General features: G+C 75.4%; 12 protein-coding genes. 4 read left to right on the forward strand and 8 right to left on the reverse strand.

Annotation, left to right across the window (positions count from 1 at the left end):
* From ACFXGA_RS29230 to ACFXGA_RS29255, 6 genes are all read right to left on the reverse strand, one after another.
* Positions 1 to 1,291, reverse strand: a 1,291-nt coding sequence (locus tag ACFXGA_RS29230; protein ID WP_378093324.1) for a cation:proton antiporter, incomplete at its 3' end; no start/stop codon positions are given.
* Entirely contained in the window at positions 1,288 to 2,688 is a 1,401-nt protein-coding gene (locus ACFXGA_RS29235) for a cytochrome P450 (protein ID WP_378093326.1), read from the reverse strand. The genes ACFXGA_RS29235 and ACFXGA_RS29230, both read right to left, overlap by 4 nt.
* Entirely contained in the window at positions 2,679 to 3,770 is a 1,092-nt protein-coding gene (locus ACFXGA_RS29240) for an alpha-hydroxy acid oxidase (RefSeq protein ID WP_378093328.1), read from the reverse strand. Before ACFXGA_RS29240 ends, ACFXGA_RS29235 begins: the two co-directional genes overlap by 10 nt.
* Entirely contained in the window at positions 3,767 to 5,350 is a 1,584-nt protein-coding gene (locus ACFXGA_RS29245; protein WP_378093330.1) for an NAD(P)-binding domain-containing protein, read from the reverse strand. Before ACFXGA_RS29245 ends, ACFXGA_RS29240 begins: the two co-directional genes overlap by 4 nt.
* A gap of 16 nt (positions 5,351 to 5,366) precedes the next feature.
* Complete coding sequence (locus tag ACFXGA_RS29250; protein WP_378093332.1) at positions 5,367 to 6,815, reverse strand: class I adenylate-forming enzyme family protein; 1,449 nt, start codon at positions 6,813 to 6,815, stop codon at positions 5,367 to 5,369.
* Positions 6,802 to 8,352 (reverse strand): NAD(P)-binding domain-containing protein, encoded by a 1,551-nt coding sequence (locus ACFXGA_RS29255; protein ID WP_378093334.1) that lies wholly within the window; start codon positions 8,350 to 8,352, stop codon positions 6,802 to 6,804. The genes ACFXGA_RS29250 and ACFXGA_RS29255 overlap by 14 nt, the downstream gene beginning before the upstream one ends.
* A 63-nt stretch (positions 8,353 to 8,415) precedes the next feature.
* On the opposite strand from ACFXGA_RS29255, the gene ACFXGA_RS29260 reads away from it, so the two are divergent.
* The gene (locus ACFXGA_RS29260) at positions 8,416 to 9,894 is read left to right on the forward strand and encodes an aromatic amino acid ammonia-lyase (RefSeq protein WP_378093336.1); all 1,479 of its coding nucleotides are present in this window, start codon (positions 8,416 to 8,418) and stop codon (positions 9,892 to 9,894) included.
* A 214-nt stretch (positions 9,895 to 10,108) separates the two neighbouring features.
* Here ACFXGA_RS29260 and ACFXGA_RS29265 read toward each other — a convergent pair whose 3' ends face one another.
* Positions 10,109 to 11,383, reverse strand: coding sequence for a sensor histidine kinase (locus tag ACFXGA_RS29265; RefSeq protein ID WP_378093338.1), 1,275 nt, complete (start codon positions 11,381 to 11,383; stop codon positions 10,109 to 10,111).
* The gene (locus ACFXGA_RS29270; protein WP_378093340.1) at positions 11,380 to 12,069 is read right to left on the reverse strand and encodes a response regulator transcription factor; all 690 of its coding nucleotides are present in this window, start codon (positions 12,067 to 12,069) and stop codon (positions 11,380 to 11,382) included. Before ACFXGA_RS29270 ends, ACFXGA_RS29265 begins: the two co-directional genes overlap by 4 nt.
* Before the next feature lie 270 nt (positions 12,070 to 12,339).
* On the opposite strand from ACFXGA_RS29270, the gene ACFXGA_RS29275 reads away from it, so the two are divergent.
* From ACFXGA_RS29275 to ACFXGA_RS29285, 3 genes are all read left to right on the forward strand, one after another.
* Positions 12,340 to 14,142, forward strand: coding sequence for a hypothetical protein (locus ACFXGA_RS29275; RefSeq protein ID WP_378093342.1), 1,803 nt, complete (start codon positions 12,340 to 12,342; stop codon positions 14,140 to 14,142).
* Positions 14,143 to 14,524: 382 nt separating this feature from the next.
* Entirely contained in the window at positions 14,525 to 16,360 is a 1,836-nt protein-coding gene (locus tag ACFXGA_RS29280; RefSeq protein WP_378093344.1) for a TOMM precursor leader peptide-binding protein, read from the forward strand.
* A gap of 16 nt (positions 16,361 to 16,376) precedes the next feature.
* Positions 16,377 to 17,013 (forward strand): SagB family peptide dehydrogenase (locus ACFXGA_RS29285; RefSeq protein ID WP_378093346.1); only part of this gene is annotated, 637 nt, incomplete at its 3' end.

A 17,013-nucleotide genomic window follows, 5' to 3' on the forward strand; every position in this document is an offset into this window, starting at 1 on the left:
ACCCACCGCACCCCGCCCGGCACGCGGCGGCCGCCGGGGGGACCGCACCGGCGCGGTCCTTGTCGTCGGGCAGCGACGCGCGGTAGATCGGCAGCGCGGCGGCGGTGGTCACGATCGCCACCGCGACGAGGATCGCGAACAGCTCCGGCGTCACCAGCCCGTAGGCGAGCCCGATGTTGATGAAGATCAGGATCATCAACCCGCGCGCGTTCATCAGCCCGCCGACCGCCGACGCGTAACGCCACGGGAAGCCCTGCGCCCGCACCACCAGGGCGCAGCCGAGGTACTTGCCCGCGAACGCGGCCACCATGACCACCGCGAGGGGCCACCACAGCCCGCCGCCCGCGCCGAAGCCGGACACCTGGGTGTTGAGCCCGCTGAACGCGAAGAACACCGGCAGCAGCAGGATCGAGTTCAGGTCCGTGAGCCGGGTCTCCAACTCCCGGCGCACGACCGCCGACTTCGGCATCGCCAGGCCGGTGACGAACCCGCCGAACACCGAGAACACGCCGATGTAGTCGGTGAACCATCCCGCCAGCAGCACCGCCAGCAGGATCACCGCCATCACGTCGCGGCCGACCCGGCCCTCGCGCTCCACCCGCGCGCCGAGCCGGGCGAACAGCGCGCGCCCCACCGTGAGCATCAGCGCCGCGAACACCGCCGCGCCGAGGACGGTGACCAGCGCGTCGGCCGGGCTGCCCGACGCGCCCACCGCGATGATCAGGGCGAGGATCACCCACGCCGCCGCGTCGTCGATCGCGGCGGCGACCAGGGTCAGGCCGCCGATCGGCGTGTTGGCGATGCCGCGCTCCTGGAGGATCCGCGCCAGCATGGGGAACGCGGTGATCGACAGCGCGCCGCCCACGAACAGCATGAACACCCACACGCTCGACCCCTCGACGCTGAGCGAGCCGAAGAACAACGCCGCCACCCCCGCGCCGAGCAGGAACGTCGGCACGATCCCGGACACGGCGAGCAGCGACGCGCGCCGGACGTTCCCGCTGCCGCCGGGACCGTGGTCCAGCGACGACCCGACCAGGAACATGTAGAACGTCAGGCCGATCGTGCTGAGCACGTACAGGGTGTCCTTGACGTCGGCCGGGAACAGCTGGGCCTGCACGCCGGGCGCGACCGCGCCGAACAGGGCCGGGCCGAGCAGCACGCCGGCCACCATCTCGCCGACCACCCTGGGCTGCCTGACCAGCATGGCCAGCCGCCCGCACACGGTCGTCGCGGCGAGCACGACGGCCAGCGCGGCGAACACCCGCAACGCGAACTCGATCTGGTTCACTCGGTCCTCTCCTCCGGGGAAGGCGGGTCGCGCCGCACCGGACGACCCTCGGTGTCGTGCGCGTCGAAGTAGCGGCCGGCCAGGCGCAAGCGGTGGGCGTGCAGGACCATGACCGTGCCGAGCACGAGCTGGACCACGCTGCGCCAGACGTCCTCCCACCGGTCGCGCACGCGCAGGAACGCCCCGATCGCGGCCAGTCGGCGCGGCGGCAGCGGCTCGTCGACGCGGACCAGCAGGCACGGTCCCCGGCTGGGCAGCGACCGGGTGTGGCCGACCGTGGAGTGCAGCGTGACGCGGCGCAGCACCTCGCGGGTCGCCGCCCGCAGGGCGAGCGGGGACAGCCGCCACGCCGGGCACGGTCGGTTCGCGGCGACGCCGAACGGGATGTGGTGCGCCGCGCGGGCCGCCACGCCGTCCCAGCGGTCCGGGTCGAACACCTCCGGCCGCGGGTAGCCGGTCGCGTGGTAGTCGGGGTAGCTGAAGCACAGCACCGACCCCGCGGGCAGCGTGGTGCGCCCGTCCAGCTCGATCTCCGCGGTCGTGATGCGGTGCGCGATGCCGAACAGCGGGTACAGCCGCAGGGTCTCGTCCAGCACGTGGGCGAAGTAGCGGTCGTCGGCGGGGTCGTCCCGGAGCCGGGCCGCCACCTGCGGGTGCCGGGCCAGGGCGAGCAGCAGGTGCGCCATCGCCTCGGACATCTGCACCACGGCGGTGTTGAAGAACGTGCCCTGGAGGTAGTGCACGCGTTCGGCGGGCGACAGGCTCTCCGGCAGCGGCCGCCGCACGTCGCCGGCCGCGACGCGCCGGGCGAGGTACCGGGTCAGCCGCGCCCGCCGCGCGGGGTGGCGCAGGCCGGTGCACTTCAGCGAGGTCACCACGTCGTCGGCGTGGCCCACGATCAGGTCACGCGCCTCGCGGGAGCACGGCTCGCCGAACACCAGCTCGTGGAAGTACTCCGCCCACACCGGCATCATCAGGTCGCGCAGCCGGACCAGCGCCGCCCGCCCGGTGACCACCTCGTCCAGCACCCGCGCGGCGCAGCGGGCCGCGGCCGCCGAGAGCGCGTCGCCCGGCCCGGACAGCAGCAGGCGCGTCGTGCGCGCGACGTCGTCGTAGCGCGGCCCGGCCTCCAGGTGCTCCTGGTGCACCTCCGGGCCGGGGGAGAGCCAGTACCAGAACAGGTCCGACAGGCCCGCGCCCCGGCTGCGCCCGTTCGCGGCCGGGTGGGCGTAGACCTCCTCGAACCGGTCCGGCCCGACCACCGCGTTCGGGAACGTGACGGCGTTGTCCCCGTTGACCTTCTCGAACACCTTGGCGCGCAGCGCCACGACCCGCGCGGGCAGCCAGCGCGGCGCGGTCAGCACCGCCGCGGCGGCGAGCACCCCGGTCACCCACACCGCGCCGTCACCCCCGTGCCGCGGGTGACCACCAGGTCGCGGGTGAGGTCGCCGACGTCGCGCCCGCCGCACAGGGCGAGGGCGTGGTCGAACTCGTCGCGCAGCACGTCGAGCACGCGGGCGACCCCGGCCTCGCCGGCCGCCGCCAGGCCCCACAGCACCGGCCTGCCGACGCCGACGGCCGCCGCGCCCAGCGCCAGCGCCACCGCGACGTCGCCGCCGCCGCGGACACCGCCGTCCAGCAGCACCGGCACCCGGCCCGCCACCGCGTCGACCACCGCCGGCAACGCCTCGACCGCCGCCGGCGCCAGGTCGGACTGCCGGCCGCCGTGGTTGGACACCACCACCCCGGCCGCCCCGTGCTCGACCGCCAGCACCGCGTCGGCCGGGTGCAGCACGCCCTTGAGCCACAGGGGGAGCGAGGTCAGCCCGCGCAGCCGGTCCAGGTGCGCCCACGACAGCGCGGGCGACATCTCGATGTCCCGCACCCCGCCGGGCGGGCACCCGGGCAGGTCGCGCATGTTCTCCGCGGCGAGGCCCTCGGGCAGGTCGTGGAAGCCGTGCTCGGCGTCGCGGCGGTGCCGGCCGAACACCGGCGAGTCGACCGTCACCACCAGGGCCGTGCAGCCCGCGCGTTCCGCCCGCCGCACCAGCGCCTCGGTGACGGCCTCGTCGGGCTGGAGGTAGAGCTGGAACCACACCGCGGCGTCCGACGCCACCTCCCGCGCCGCCCGCACCACGTCGCCGATGGCCACCGTCGACGCCATGCCGGACACGAGCACCGTGCCCGCCGCCGCGGCCGCCCGCGCCGTCGCCCGCTCGCCCTCGGGGTGGGCCAGCCGGTGGAACGCGGTCGGCGCGACCAGCACCGGCGCGGCCAACCGCCCGCCGGGCAGCTCCACGCCCAGGCCGCGGGTCACCCGGCCGCGCAGCACCCGCGGCAGCAGGGCCAACCGGCCGAACGCCGCCTCGTTCTCGCCGAGCACGACCTCGTCGCCGACCCCGCCCGCGTAGTAGTCGTAGTGCACCGGGTCGAGCACCGCACGCGCCTTTTCGTGCAGTTCGGCGAGGCCACCGCTCACGCCGACCCCACCCCGGTCCGGGCGAGCCGGTCGCGCACGAACGCCCGCAGCGGCGCGCGGTGCACCGCCTCGCTGTCCCACTCGTTCTCCAGGTTCTCGGTCACGTGGTGCTCGCCCACGACCCGGCCGGCGCGGAAGTGCCGCACCACCGGGTGCAGGTAGCGGCCGTCGAGCCCGCTGGTGTCCTCCTGGGACGGGCGGCGCGTGCCGATGTCGAACGGGTTGATCTTGTCGTGGTCCGCGCCGTACTCCAGCGTGACCGCGAGGTAGGACTCGACCTCGCCGAAGTCGCCCCGCGCGACGGCCTCGTGCAGGTGCGCCAGCGGCACCTCCTCGACGTAGCGCGGCGCGCCGTCCGGCCCGACCAGCACGGCGTCGGCCATGAACCCGAACAGCTGCCACAGCGCCGACGTGCGGTTCACCCGCTCGATGACGGCGTCGACCACGGCCTCGGGGGTGGCCGCCAGGTCGCGGCTCGGCCAGGGCACGCCGTGGTAGCGGTGCTCCAGGACGTGGTGCAGCGCCCGCACCCCGTACCGGAAGCCGTGGATGAACCCGCTGGTGGACTTCTTGAAGTCCCTGGCCTGCGTGATCGTGCCGGCGAAGAACAGGTCGGGCACGTTCACCGACTCCCACGCGGCGGTCTGGTCGGGGAACCGGTCGTTGATCGTCAGCCGCGGCCGGCACTCGGGGGCGAAGATCGACGCGTCGAACCGGAACCCGGTCGCGACGATCACCCGGTCGTAGCGGATCTCCTTCACCACCTCCGCGACCCGCGCGAAGCTGATCCGCGCCAGGTAGCCGTCGCCGTCGCGCCGGATGCCCAGCACGTGCCCGTCCAGCAGCGCGTTCTGCGACTTGAGCTGGTAGGTGTCGAGGAAGTTGTTGTTCACCGCGCGCAGGTGGCCGACGAAGTGCGTCTGCCACGCCAGCTTCAGCGAGTTCGGGCCGGCCAGGTGGATGACGGCCGCCGTCTCGATGAGGTTGTCGGCCGTCTCGAACGCCGAGTTGCCCCGCCCGATGATCAGCACCCGCTGCCCGGTGAACCCCGCGGGGTCCACCGGCACGTCGAAGTACCGCTCGGCCAGCTCCACGCCGTCGATCGGCGGCACGTACGGCTTGGACACGCCGGTGGCCACGATCAGCCGCTTCGCCCGGTACGTGACGCCGTCCCGGTCGGTGACCGCGAAGTCGTCCGGCCTGGCCACCGACACCACCTCGGTCCCGTACCGGATCGGCAGGTCGTGCTTCGCGGCGAAGTCGGCCAGGTAGCGCAGCATCACCTCGGCGTCGGGGAAGTAGCGCGGCGTGTACGCGGTGAACAGCAGCGACGGGTCGTCGGACAGCAGCGAGTTCCAGTCGGTGCGCAGGTTCAGCTCGGGGTCGTCCCAGCCGGTGATCGGCTTGTTGATGGAGATCAGCGTGCGGTGCCGGGGGAAGCGGGTGAAGAACGCGCCGGGCGCGTCACCGGCCTCCAGCACCAGGTGGTCCCGCCCCGCGCGGGACAGCAGGTAGGACGCCTGCAACCCCGCCGGGCCGGCGCCGATGACGAGACACTCCGTGGAAACCTCGCTGGACACACTCTCTCCTCACGTCTCAGGGGGTCAGCAGGCGCTTGTCCGGCTTGCCGCTCGGCGCGAGCGGCGGCTCCGCGATCGCGGTCACCCGCACCGGCGCGCACGCCGCGCCCAACCGCTCGGTCACCAGCGCGCGCAGCGCGGCGAGGTCGGGCGCACGGCCGCCGGCCGGCACCACGAACGCGTGCACCGCCTCGCCGGTGTCGTCGTCCGGCACGGCGACGACGTACGCCTCGGCGACGTCCGGGTGCTCGGCGATGACCCGTTCGATGGGGCCCGCGTAGTGCAGGTTCGCGTTGACGATCACCACGTCCCTGGTCCGGCCGGTCAGGCGCAGGCAGCCGTCGGCGTCGAGGTGGCCCAGGTCGCGGGTGCGCACCCAGCCGTCCGCCGTGAACACCTCGGCCGACCGCGCCGGGTCGCCCCAGTACGACCCGGCCTGGGCCGGGGTGCGGACGAACAGCTCGCCGTCCACGCCCACCGGGACCGGCGCGCCGGCCGGGTCGCGGACCTCCACGTCCACCGTCGCCGGCGGGACGCCCACCGAACCGGGCGGGTCGGCGGGGGTGGCCATCGCGACCATGCCCGTCTCGCTCTGGCCGTAGCCGTGGAACACCACCGGTCCGAGCACGTCCAACGCCTCCCGGTGCCGGTCGGCCGTCAGCGGCGACCCGGACACCATCAGCGCGCGCAGGCTCGACAGGTCGACCGGCGCGCGGCGCTGCGCCGCGACCAGCTTGGCCAGCCGCGGCACGGTGATCACGCAGCCGGAGGCGCGGTGGCGGGTGATCGCGTCGGGCAGCGCGGGCGGGTCGGCGGCGACCAGCGTGCCGCCGGCCGCCAGGGTCAGCACCGCGTACTCGAACATCACCTGGCTCGCCAGCGTCCCGAACACCAGGTAGCGGTCGAGCCGGGACGCCAGCTCGCGGATCGCGGGCGGCCAGGCCGCCGGTCGGGCGGTCCACGCGGCGGTCATCGCGGCGTAGGTCTGCGCGCACGCCTTGGGCGTGCCCGTGCTGCCGCTGGTGTGGATCAACCGGGCGACGTCCCCGGGCCTGCCCGCGAGCCGCACCGGGCGCGGTCGCGACCGGCTCAGCGCGTCCACGGTGAGCGTGCGGCGCCCGTGCCGCCCGGCCGAGTCGGTGACCACCGCGGCGATGTCGAGGCCGAGGACGTGTCGCACCTGCGCGTCGGTCAACCCCGGTCGCAGGCCCACCACCCGAGCGCCGACCACGTGGGCGGCGAGGATCGTGGCGAACGCCTCGGGCGTGACGCCGAGCAGCAGCGCGACGCCGTCACCCGGGCCGAGCCCTTCACCGCGCAACCCGGACGCGATCCGCGCGACGAGGTCGAGCAGCCGCGCGCCCGTCACCACGCGGTCGCCGTGTTCGAACACCGGCCGGTCCGCGGCGGCGTCGAGCGCGTCGAGCACCGCACGCGGGAACGGCTCGGCGTCACCCGCCGGCAAGGCATTCCTTCACGAACACCGCGAGCGGCTGCTGGTGCACCGCCGGCAGGTCCCACTGGTTCTCCAGGTTCTCCGCCAGGTGGTGCGTCGCGGTGAGCGCGCCGTCGCGGTAGTACCGCACCACGGGGTGCAGGTAGCCGGCGTCGTGGGCGTTGGCCGCGTCGTTCTCCGCCACGCGGGGGACCGAGATGTCGAACGGGTCCACGGTGTCGTGGTCGGGTCCGTACTCCAACGTCGCGACGAACCGGTGCTCGGCCGGGCCCAGCCCGCCGTCGGCGAGGTAGGCCACCGGCACCTCCTCCTCGTACCGGGCGCTCCCGCCGGAGACCGTCACCACGTCGCCCATGACCGCGAACTGCTGCCACAGCGCCGACGACCGGTTCACCCTGGCCACGATCGCGTCGCCGATCGCCTCCGGCGACGGCGCGAGGTCCGTCGCGGGCCACGGCACGCCGTGGTGGCGGGCGGAGAGGATGCGGTGCAGGGCGCGGGCGCCGTAGCGGAAGCCGTGGATGAACCCGCTGGTGGACTTCTTGAAGTCCCGCTGCTGCGTCACCGTGCCCGCGAAGTACAGGCCCGGCACCGTGGTCGACTCGAACGCGGACGTCTGCTCGGGGAACCGGTCGTCGATCACCAGGGCCGGCCGGCAGCCCTCGTCGAACACCGAGGCGTCGAACCGGAACCCGGTGCACGCGATGATCCGGTCGTACTCCAGCTCCCGCAGCGACTCCACCGTGCGCGCGTACCGGAACAGGATGCGGAACCCGCCCCCGGGCCGCGGCTCGATGCGCTCGATCGTGCCGTCGAGAACGGCGTTCTCCGACTTGAGCTGGTAGGTGTCGAGGAAGTTGTTGTTCACCGCGCGCAGGTGGCCGACGTAGTGCGTCTGCCAGGCCAGCCGCACCGAGTGCGGGCCCGCCAGGTGGATGACGGCGGCGTGCTCCACGAGCGCGTCGGCGGTCTCGAAGCCGGAGTTGCCCTTGCCGATCACCAGCACCCGTTGGCCGGTGAACGACTCCGGGTCGGTGTCGAAGGTGTCGTAACGCTCGACGTGCCCGATGCCGGGGATCGGCGGCACGTGCAGCTGCGAGACGCCGGTGGCCATGACCACCCGTGCGGCTCGCCACGTGCGGCCGTCGCGGGCGAGCACCGTGAACCCGTCGTCGTCGCGGGAGATCCGCACGACCTCGGTGTCGTAGTGCGCCCGGACGCCGGTGGCCGCGGCGAAGTCGGCCAGGTAGCGGACCAGGTCGTCGGCGGCCGGGAAGTACCGGCCCGTGTAGCGGGTGAACAGCAGTTCCGGGTCGTCGGACAGCAGGGAGTTCCAGTCCATGCGCATCCGCTTCTCCGGGTCCGAGGTCCCGGTGTGCACCTTGTTGATCGAGATGAGCGTGCGGTGCCGGGGGTAGCGGGTGAAGAACGCGCCCGGGGCGCTGCCGCGTTCGAGGACGGCGTAGTCGCGGCCGTCGCGTTCGAGCAGGGAGGCGAGCTGCAACCCGGCCGGTCCCGCGCCGATGATCAGGTAGTCGTGCGCCATGGGCCAGGAAGCTACTGACGCGATCTCAGAACTCTCTGAGATCGCCCGCCTACCGTCCGTGCCGTGACCGATGAGCCTGTCGACCTCGCCGCGCCACTGCGCCCCGCCGACCTCCACCGTGCGGCATCACCGCTCGCGGTGCTCGTCGGCCCCGCCGTCCGGGACCGCGTCGACCGCGGCCGCGAGTACCTGCGCACCGTGCTCGCCGACGACGACCGCCCCGTCTACGGCGCGAAGACCGGGTTCGGCGCGCTGGTGGGGTTCGCCGGCCGTGCGGACGAAGCCGACCAGTGCGACAACACCCTGGCCCACCTCGGCGCGGGCCAGGGACCCGACCTCCCGGCCGACGTCGTGCGGGCCGCGCTGCTCGTGCGGGCGTGGTCGCTCGCCCAAGGGGTGTCGGGGGTGTCCGGGCACGTGGTGGACGGCCTCGCCGCGATGTTCGGCACCACGTTCGTCCCGGCGGTGCCCCGGTACGGCTCGGTCGGGGCGAGCGGCGACCTCATCCCGCTGGCCTACGCGACCCAGGCGCTGCGCGGCCGGGGGCACGCCTACGTCGACGGCGAGCGGCTGCCCGCCGACGAAGCCCTGCGCCGGACCGGCCTGAGCCCGCTGGCGCTGGACGGCCGTGACGCGTTGGCGCTCGTCAACGGCACGTCCGTGACGACCGCCGCGACCGCCCTGGCGCTGGACCGGGTGCGTGCCGCGCACCGGGCCGTGCAGGACCTCACGTGCCTGCTGGTCGACGTGCTGGGGGCCGACCCGGGCTTCCTCGACCCGCGCCTGATCTCGGCGTACGGCCACCCGGGCGCGGTCACGGTCGCGGAGCGGATGCGCGGGGTCCTGGCGGGCACGGTGCCCAGCGGCGCGCGGGCGCTCCAGGAGCCGTACAGCATCCGCTGCTCGCCGCAGCTGCTCGGCGCGGCCGAGGACGCGTTGCGCTACGTGGACGGCGTCGTCGCCGCGGACCTGGCCGGGGTCAGCGACAACCCGCTGTTCTTCCCCGGTGACGACCTGGTCGCGCACGGCGGCAACTTCTTCGGCCAACCGGCCGCGTTCGCCGCCGACGTGCTCGCCATGGTGACCGCGTCGTTGGGCAACCTCGCGGAGCGGCAGCTGGACCTGCTGGTCGACCCGGGCCGCAACACCGGCCTGCCGCCCATGCTGGCGGCCGGGCCTGGGCAGCAGCACGGGCTGCAGGGGGTGCAATTGGCGACGACCGCGTTCGTGGCCGAGATCCGCCGCAACGCGCTGCCGGCCAGCACCCAGAGCCTGCCGACGAACCTGCACAACCAGGACGTCGTGCCGTTCGGGACGCAGGCCGCGCTGCGGGCGCACGACCTCGCCGGGCTGCTGGAGCTGCTGTGCGGCTCGCTGGCGCTCGGCCTGCGCCAAGCGGTCCACGTCGGCGCGCGCCGCCCCACCGCACCCCGCTGCGCCGCCCTGCTCGACACGCTGGCGGACGCGATCGCCCCCATCGACCCCGACCGCCCACTGGACGCCGACGTCCGCCTGGCCGCCACCCTGGTCACCGCCGGCTAGGACCGCCCGCCTCGCCCCTGCCCCTGCCCGCTGTCGCACCGCCGCCGGCCGACTCGACCGCCGCACCCGCCCACCCCGCCCCGCCCACCACCCACCGCCCCGCCGCGCCCCCGCCGCGCCCTGCCCCCGCCGCGCCCCGTCGCCGCCGCGCCCCGCCGCCCCTATCGGCACCGGCCGTCGCTCGGCGCGAACCGTGCCCCGGTCGTCGCGTCGTTCAGCGGGAGCCGGTGCTCAGTTCGCGCGCCGCGCCCACCCCGGCGCCGGCGGCCGCCGGCAGGCGCAGCGTGAACCGCGCCCCCTCGCCCGGGTGGCCGACCGCCTCCACCGTGCCCCCGTGCCGCGTCACCACCTCCCGCACCAGCGCGAGCCCCAGCCCGAACTGCCGCTCCGCCCCGCCCTGCCCCCGGTGGAAGCGGTCGAACAGGCGGTCCGCCTCGACCGGGTCGAAGCCCGAACCCGTGTCGGTCACGGTCAGCTCGACCGACCCGTCACGCCCCCGCCCCACCCGCACGTCGATCCGCCCGCCGGCCGGGGTGTGGCGCACCGCGTTCGACACCAACTCCGCCACCGCCCGCCGCAACGCCGTCTCCACGCCGCTCACCACCAACGGCCCGGCGGCCCGGTGCGCGGTCAGCGCGATCCGCCGCTCACCGGCCCGCTCGCCCTCCGCCTCCACCGCGGCCTCCGCCACCGCGCCGAGGTCCACCACCCGGCCGTCGAACCCCTCGGACTGCTCGGTCAACCGCGCCGACAGCAGCAGGTCGTCCACCACGTCCCCGAGCACGCGGATCGAGCTGGCCAGCTTGTCCAGCCCGGCGCGGTGGTCGTCCGGCAGGTCGGCGTCCGCCGCCAGCCGCGCCAGCAGCTGCACCCGCGTGTACGCCCGCGCGATCGGCGTGCGCAGCTCGTGGCTCGCGTCCGTGACGAACCGCCGCTGCCTGGCCAGCGCCTCGGCCAGCGGCGCGACCGTGCCCCGGCCCACGGTCAGCCCGGTCACCGCCGCCGCCAGCAGCCCGCAGACCTCCGCGATCGCCAACGCCAGCAACAGGTGCCGCCGGTCGGCCAACTGGTAGCGCTTGTCGAACACCGCCTGCACGGTCGTGCCGTCATCACCCGGTTGGGTGCGCACCAGGTACTCCGTGCCGTTGCGCTCCAGGGCGCGCTCGATCGGCCGGCCGGACTCCCGCACCGCGTCGAGGTCCTCCCGCAGCGGGAACCCCGGCGGCACGGCCAGCAGCCCGTCGTCGAGCACCCCGTCGGCCAGCACGAACAACCACGTGCACCCGGGCGGCGTGGACGGCGCGGCGTACCGGGCGTTGTACCGCAGCTCGCGCGTCACCTGCTTCTCCTGCGCGTGCGCCATCACGGCGTAGGCGATGCCGCCCACGAACGCGACCAGCACCGTGATCGCCAGCGCCACCAGCACGCTGATCCGCAGGCGCGACCGCCGGATCACCGCGCGCTCCGCCTCGGCCCACGAACGACTCACAACGCCCCCAACCGGTACCCGAGCCCGTGCACCGTGTGCACCACCGAACGGTCGATCTTGCTCCGCAGGTAGTACACGTAAGTGTCCACAATGGATGGTGACGGTGCGTCCTGGAACACCGTCCTGCGCAACGACGCGCGCGTGTGCACCTTGCCCGGGTCGGCGGCGAGCACCCGGAGCAGCGCGAACTCCCGCGCGGTGAGCGGCACCCGCGCGCCGTCGGGCAGCACGACCTCCCGCTGCCCGAGGTCGAGGTGCCCCGCGCCGATCCGCAGCACGTCGACCAGCTCCAACGCCCGGCGGCACAGCGCGCGCAGCCGCGCGCTCAGCTCGTCCAGGTCGAACGGTTTCACCAGGTAGTCGTCGGCCCCGGCGTCGAGGCCGTCGATCCGGTCGTGCACGGTGCCCAGCGCGGTGAGCATCAACGCCCGCGCCCGCACCGACCTCGATCTCAGCCGCACCAGCAGTTCCAGCCCGTCGAGCGCGGGCAACCCGCGGTCGATGACCACGACGTCGTACGGACGGGTGAGCGCCAGGTGCAGCCCGCGGTGCCCGTCCAGGGCGACGTCCACGGCGTAGCCCTCGCCCTCCAACGCGTCGGAGAGCAACTCGACCAGCTCCCGGTCGTCCTCGACCAGGAGCAGCCGGAAGGGGTCGGCGGGCCGGGATCGCGAAGTGCCCTGCACGCCTTCAGAATCCCACTTCCGGGTGTTCGGTCAACGTGATGCGCCCACCGACCATCGGAGTTCCGCCGACCGGCCGCTTTCCCACCACTGTGGACGTTGCAGTGCCCGAAAGAGTTGCGCCGGCCCCGACGACGCCCGCCCGGGGTGGTGACTCCTCGTCATCACTCAACCGTGGCCGCTTGTCACGCTTCGACACCCGTCCGCGTGGGGTCGCCTCGATTACCTTCGGAACCCGGGCGGGGCGTCGGGCGAGTGCGCGGAGGTGCGGGAATGCGTCCACGGCTGCGTGCCGATGTCCGGTACGCGAGGAGCCCGGACGGGGTGTACGTGCGCGGCTCCGCCGGCGCCTGCACGCTGACCGGCGCCACGAGCTACGAGTGGCTGGACCGGCTGGCCCCGTTCCTCACCGGCGAGCACGCGCTGAGCGACCTGGTCGACCCGCTGTCGGCCGACCAGCGGGCGGCGGTCGAGCACCTGGTCCGCGTGCTGCACGAGCAGCACCTGCTGGTGGACGCGGTGGACGACGAGCCGCACGCGCTCACCGAGGAGGAGCTGCGGGTCTACGAGCCGGAGATCGCGTTCCTCCGGTACGCGACGGACTCGGCCGAGCACCGGTTCGAGCGGTTGCGGTCGGCCCGCGTCACCCTCCGCGGCGGCGGGCCGGTGCTGGCCGCGCTGCTCGCGGCGGGGCTGCGGTCGGGGTGGCGGCGGGTGTCGGTCCGGACGGACGACGACGTGACCGCCCTGCGCGCGGTCGCCCGGGCCGCGACCCGCGACGACGCGCAGCGCGTCGACTTCGACCGGGAAGCCGGGATCGACCTGCTGCTGTGCGTGTCGGACCGCCGTGACGCGCTCGTGGCGGCCGCCCGGGACGGCGCGCGGTGGGACGTGCCGCTCGGGCAGGTGCTGGTGGGCGGCGACGAGGCGTGGGTGACGGCGGTCGGCCCGCCGGACCGGGTCCGCGCCCCGTCCTGCTGGCGCCGGCTCGGTGCCTGGCGTGACCCCGGCCCGGACGAAGGGCTGCTGACCGGCCCGGTGCCGGGCGTGATCGCCGCGCACGTGGCGCTGGCGGCGTTCCGGCACCTGACCGGCTGGGCCGCCGAGGACGAGGAGCCGGTGCTGACGCGGATCGACCTGCGCGACCTGACCTCGCGCGCGCACCGGCCCCGGCCGTACGCCGTGACGGGGCGCGCGGGGCCGGACGCCGCGGCCGACGGGTTCCACGACCGGCTCCGGTGGTTCGTCGACGACCGGGTCGGCGTGCTGGGCCGGTTGGACGAGGACGACCTGCCCCAGGTGCCGCTGGCGGTGTGCCGCGCCTCGGTGTCCGACCCGGCGTCGGCGCTGCCCGCCTGGGCCCCGGCCCCGGAGGTCGCGGGGTGGGGCGGCGACCGGGAGCAGGCCCGGTGGCGGGCCGCGCTGGCCGGCCTGGCGACCTACGCGAGCCTGGTCGACGCGCGGGGCGGGGAGCGGCCGGACCTGCTGACCGGCGGCACGTCCGCGGTCGCGCCGGTCGCGCTCCGGGCGCCGTACCGGGCACCGGTCGGCGTGGCGGCCGGTCGGACGTGGGCCGACGCCGTCACCGCCGGGCTCCGGGCGCACTGCGAGGCGCTGGTCGCCGCGCGGGTGGGGGAGGGGCGGCCGTGCGACCTGCCCACGGCGGTGCGGGTCGTGGGCGACGAGCGGGCCTCGGACCTGTGGCGACTGCTGCGGGCCGCCGCCGTGACCGTGCACGCGGTCGACCTGGGCGGGGTGCTCGGCGTGCCCGCGTTCGCGCTCCGGTTGGCCGGCACGACGATCACCTCGTGCGCCACCACGGCCGCCGAGGCGTTGCGGGACGCGCTCGAACGGGCCGTGCTGCACTGGCAGTGCGACCTGTCGGACGACGTGGCGGTGACCCGGTGGGCCGAGGGCGAGACGGACGCGCCACCCTCCGCCGACCCCCGCTGCCACGCGCTCGCCGCCGCCCTGCGCCGGGCCGGCCGGCTCCCCCTCGCCGTGCCGCTGGTGGCGGACGACGCGGTGCGCGACCTGGTGCCCTGCCTGGTGCGAGTGGTGGCCGATGAGCGCTGAACTGCGGACGAACGCCACCGCACCCGCCACCGCACGCCCCGACGCCACGCGCACCACCACCCGACCACCCACCACCGAACCCGACACCCCGCTCGCCGCCGCCCCTGCCTCCGGGCCACCCACCGCCGCGCCGCCTGCCGCTGCGCCGCCTGCCGCTGCGCCGCCTGCCGCTGCGCCGCCTGCCGCTGCACTGCCCGCTGCCGCGCCGCCTGCCGTCGGCCCACCCGCCGCCACGCGGCCGGCCCACCCACCTGCCCCCGGCCCACCCGCCGCCCTGCTCGCCGCCGCATCGCCCGCCGGCCCTCCCACCCCCGGCCCGCCCGCCGACCCACCTGCCGTCCCGCGACCTGGCCCACCGCCTGCCGCCGCCCAACCCGCTACCGTGCACGTGCGGGTGTCCGGCCCGCCGCTGCTCCACGCGACCCTGGCCGCATTCCGCCACGGCGACCCGGAGCCCACCGCGCCGTGGCTGCCGGTCCGCGTGGACGGCCCGGTCGTGCTGATCGGCCCCGTGGTCCTGCCCGCCACCCCCGGCTGCGACACCTGCGCACGGCGGCGGCGCGACCACAACCGCGCCGACCGGCTCGGCCTGGCCGCGTGGCGCGCCGAGTTCGGCGACGACCCGCCCACCCCTCTCGTCACGACGGTGTCCGCGCACGCCATCGCCGACGTCGTGGCCGACGAACTGCACCGCCTCACCCGCCCCGGCGGCCGGCCCCGCACCCGGAACGCGGTGCTGCGGTGGTCGCCGCACACCGGCCTGCTCACCCGGCACGCGTTCCTGCCGGATCCGCTGTGCCCCCGGTGCGCCGACCTGCCGGACGACACCGCACAGGCCGCCCGGCTCCACCGCCGGCCACTGCCCAAACCGGACCCCGGCACGTTCCGGACCGCATCCCTGAACGGCCGGTGGACCGAGCTGGAGCGCTCCTATGTGGACCCGGAGACCGGCCTGATCGGCACGTGCGCCAACGGGTCGCCGCACGGCATCCCCACGGCGACCGCCCGCCTCGGCCCACCGCACCTGGAGTCCGCGACCAGGCACGGCTACGGGCGGGCGGCCGATTTCCGCACCGCCCGCCTGACCGCGATCACCGAAGCCCTGGAGCGGTACGGCAACCCGCACCCGCGCAGCCGCCGCACCGCGGTCCTGGCGTCCTACGACCAGGTCGCGGACCGGGCGATCGACCCGCGCGACCTCGGCCTCTACCCGGACGACTGGTACGACCGACCGGGATTCCCGTTCGCCCGCTTCGACCCCGGCGCGGAACTGGCCTGGGTCTGGGCCCACTCGTTCCGGCGCGCGGAACCGGTGCTCGTGCCGCGGAGCCACGCCTACTACGGCCGCCGGCCCGGCGCACCCGACCGCCGCCTGGCCTACGAGTGCTCCAACGGGTGCGCGCTGGGCGGTTCGCCGGAGGAGGCGATCCTCCACGGCCTGTTGGAGATCGCCGAGCGCGACGCGTTCCTGATGACCTGGTACGCCCGGCTGCCGGCGCCCCGGCTCGACCTCGGCTCGGCCCGCGACCGGCGCATCCCGGTGCTCGCCGAGTTCGTCCGCCAACGCCTGGGCTACGCCGTGACGGCCTACTCCACCACGCTGGAACAGCGGGTGCCCGCCGTGCTGGTGCTCGCGGTCGACGCGGAACGGCGGCCGGGCGTGCCCCGGCACGGGTGCGGCGCCGCCGCCCACCCGGACCCGGAACGCGCGCTGCACGCCGCCCTGATCGACGCCGCCGCCGGCGCCGGTCGCCGGATGGCCGGGTTCGACCTCGACCGCGCGGCCCGCCTGCTCGCCGATCCCGACGAGGTCCGGGAGATGCCCGACCACGCCCTGCTCCACGGCCACCCGGGCACCGCGCCGCGACTGTCCTTCCTGGACCACGACCGGCCGCCGATGCCGTTGGCCGACCTCGCCGCGCACGCCGCCTGGCCGCGCCACCACGACCTCGGCGACGACCTGGCCGAGCTGGTCCGCCGCTACCTCGACACCGGGCTCGACGTGCTCGCGGTCGACACCACGACACCGGAGCACCGGGCGTGCGGTTTCGCGTCCGCCAAGGTGATCGTGCCGGGCACGCTGCCGATGACGTTCGGCCACGGGTTCCGCCGCACCCACGGCATCCCCCGCCTGGCCTCGGTGCCGCGCCTGCTGGGCCACCGCGCGACGGACCTGCCGCCGGAGGACGTCAACCCGCACCCCCACCCGTTCCCCTGACCTGCCCGGAGGCGTCGTGTCCGGTTCCCGACTGATCGCACCGGGGTCGCAACCCGCCTTCGCGCCGGGCGAGGCGACCCGCCGCTACCTCGACGCCCTCGCCGCACGCGGCCGGGTGGACGTCGACTGGCGCGCCGCGCCGCCCACCTACAAGCGCTACCGGTCCACCGGACGGGTCGTGCTGCCGTGGCGGGACCCGTCGCCGCCCGGCGACCTGCTGCGCGGCCTGCTCGGCGTGACGAGGGCCGAGTGGTCCGCCGGCGGCACGCCGAGGGTGGTGCTCAAGCGGCCCGCGCCCTCGGGCGGCGGGCTGTACCCGATCGAGGCGTACGTCGCGCTCGCCGAACCCGCCGGGCTCTACCACTACGACGCCGCGCACCACGCCCTCGACCTCGTCCGCCCGGGCGACCACCGGCCGCTGCTGCGGGCGGCGCTGACCCGACCGCCGGAGGACCTGCCGGACGTCGTGGTGGTGCTCACCGCCGTGTTCTGGCGCAACGGGTTCAAGTACGGGGAGTTCGCGTACCGGTTGCAGTGCCAGGAGATCGGCGTGCTCGGGGCGCAGGCGTTGGCCCTGGGCCGGGTGCTCGGCCTCGACACCGCGGTGCACCTGCGGTTCGACGACGCGGCGTGCCAGTGGTTGCTCGGGTTGG

The organism is Actinosynnema sp. NPDC059335, assembly GCF_042752395.1.
In the GTDB taxonomy this organism is placed as follows: Bacteria; Actinomycetota; Actinomycetes; order Mycobacteriales; family Pseudonocardiaceae; genus Actinosynnema.

Bases quoted from the DNA above. Each gene is read 5' to 3' on its own strand.
- ACFXGA_RS29255 (WP_378093334.1), bottom strand. From the start codon at position 8,352: ATGGCGCACGACTACCTGATCATCGGCGCGGGACCGGCCGGGTTGCAG.
- ACFXGA_RS29275 (WP_378093342.1), top strand. From the start codon at position 12,340: ATGCGTCCACGGCTGCGTGCCGATGTCCGGTACGCGAGGAGCCCGGAC.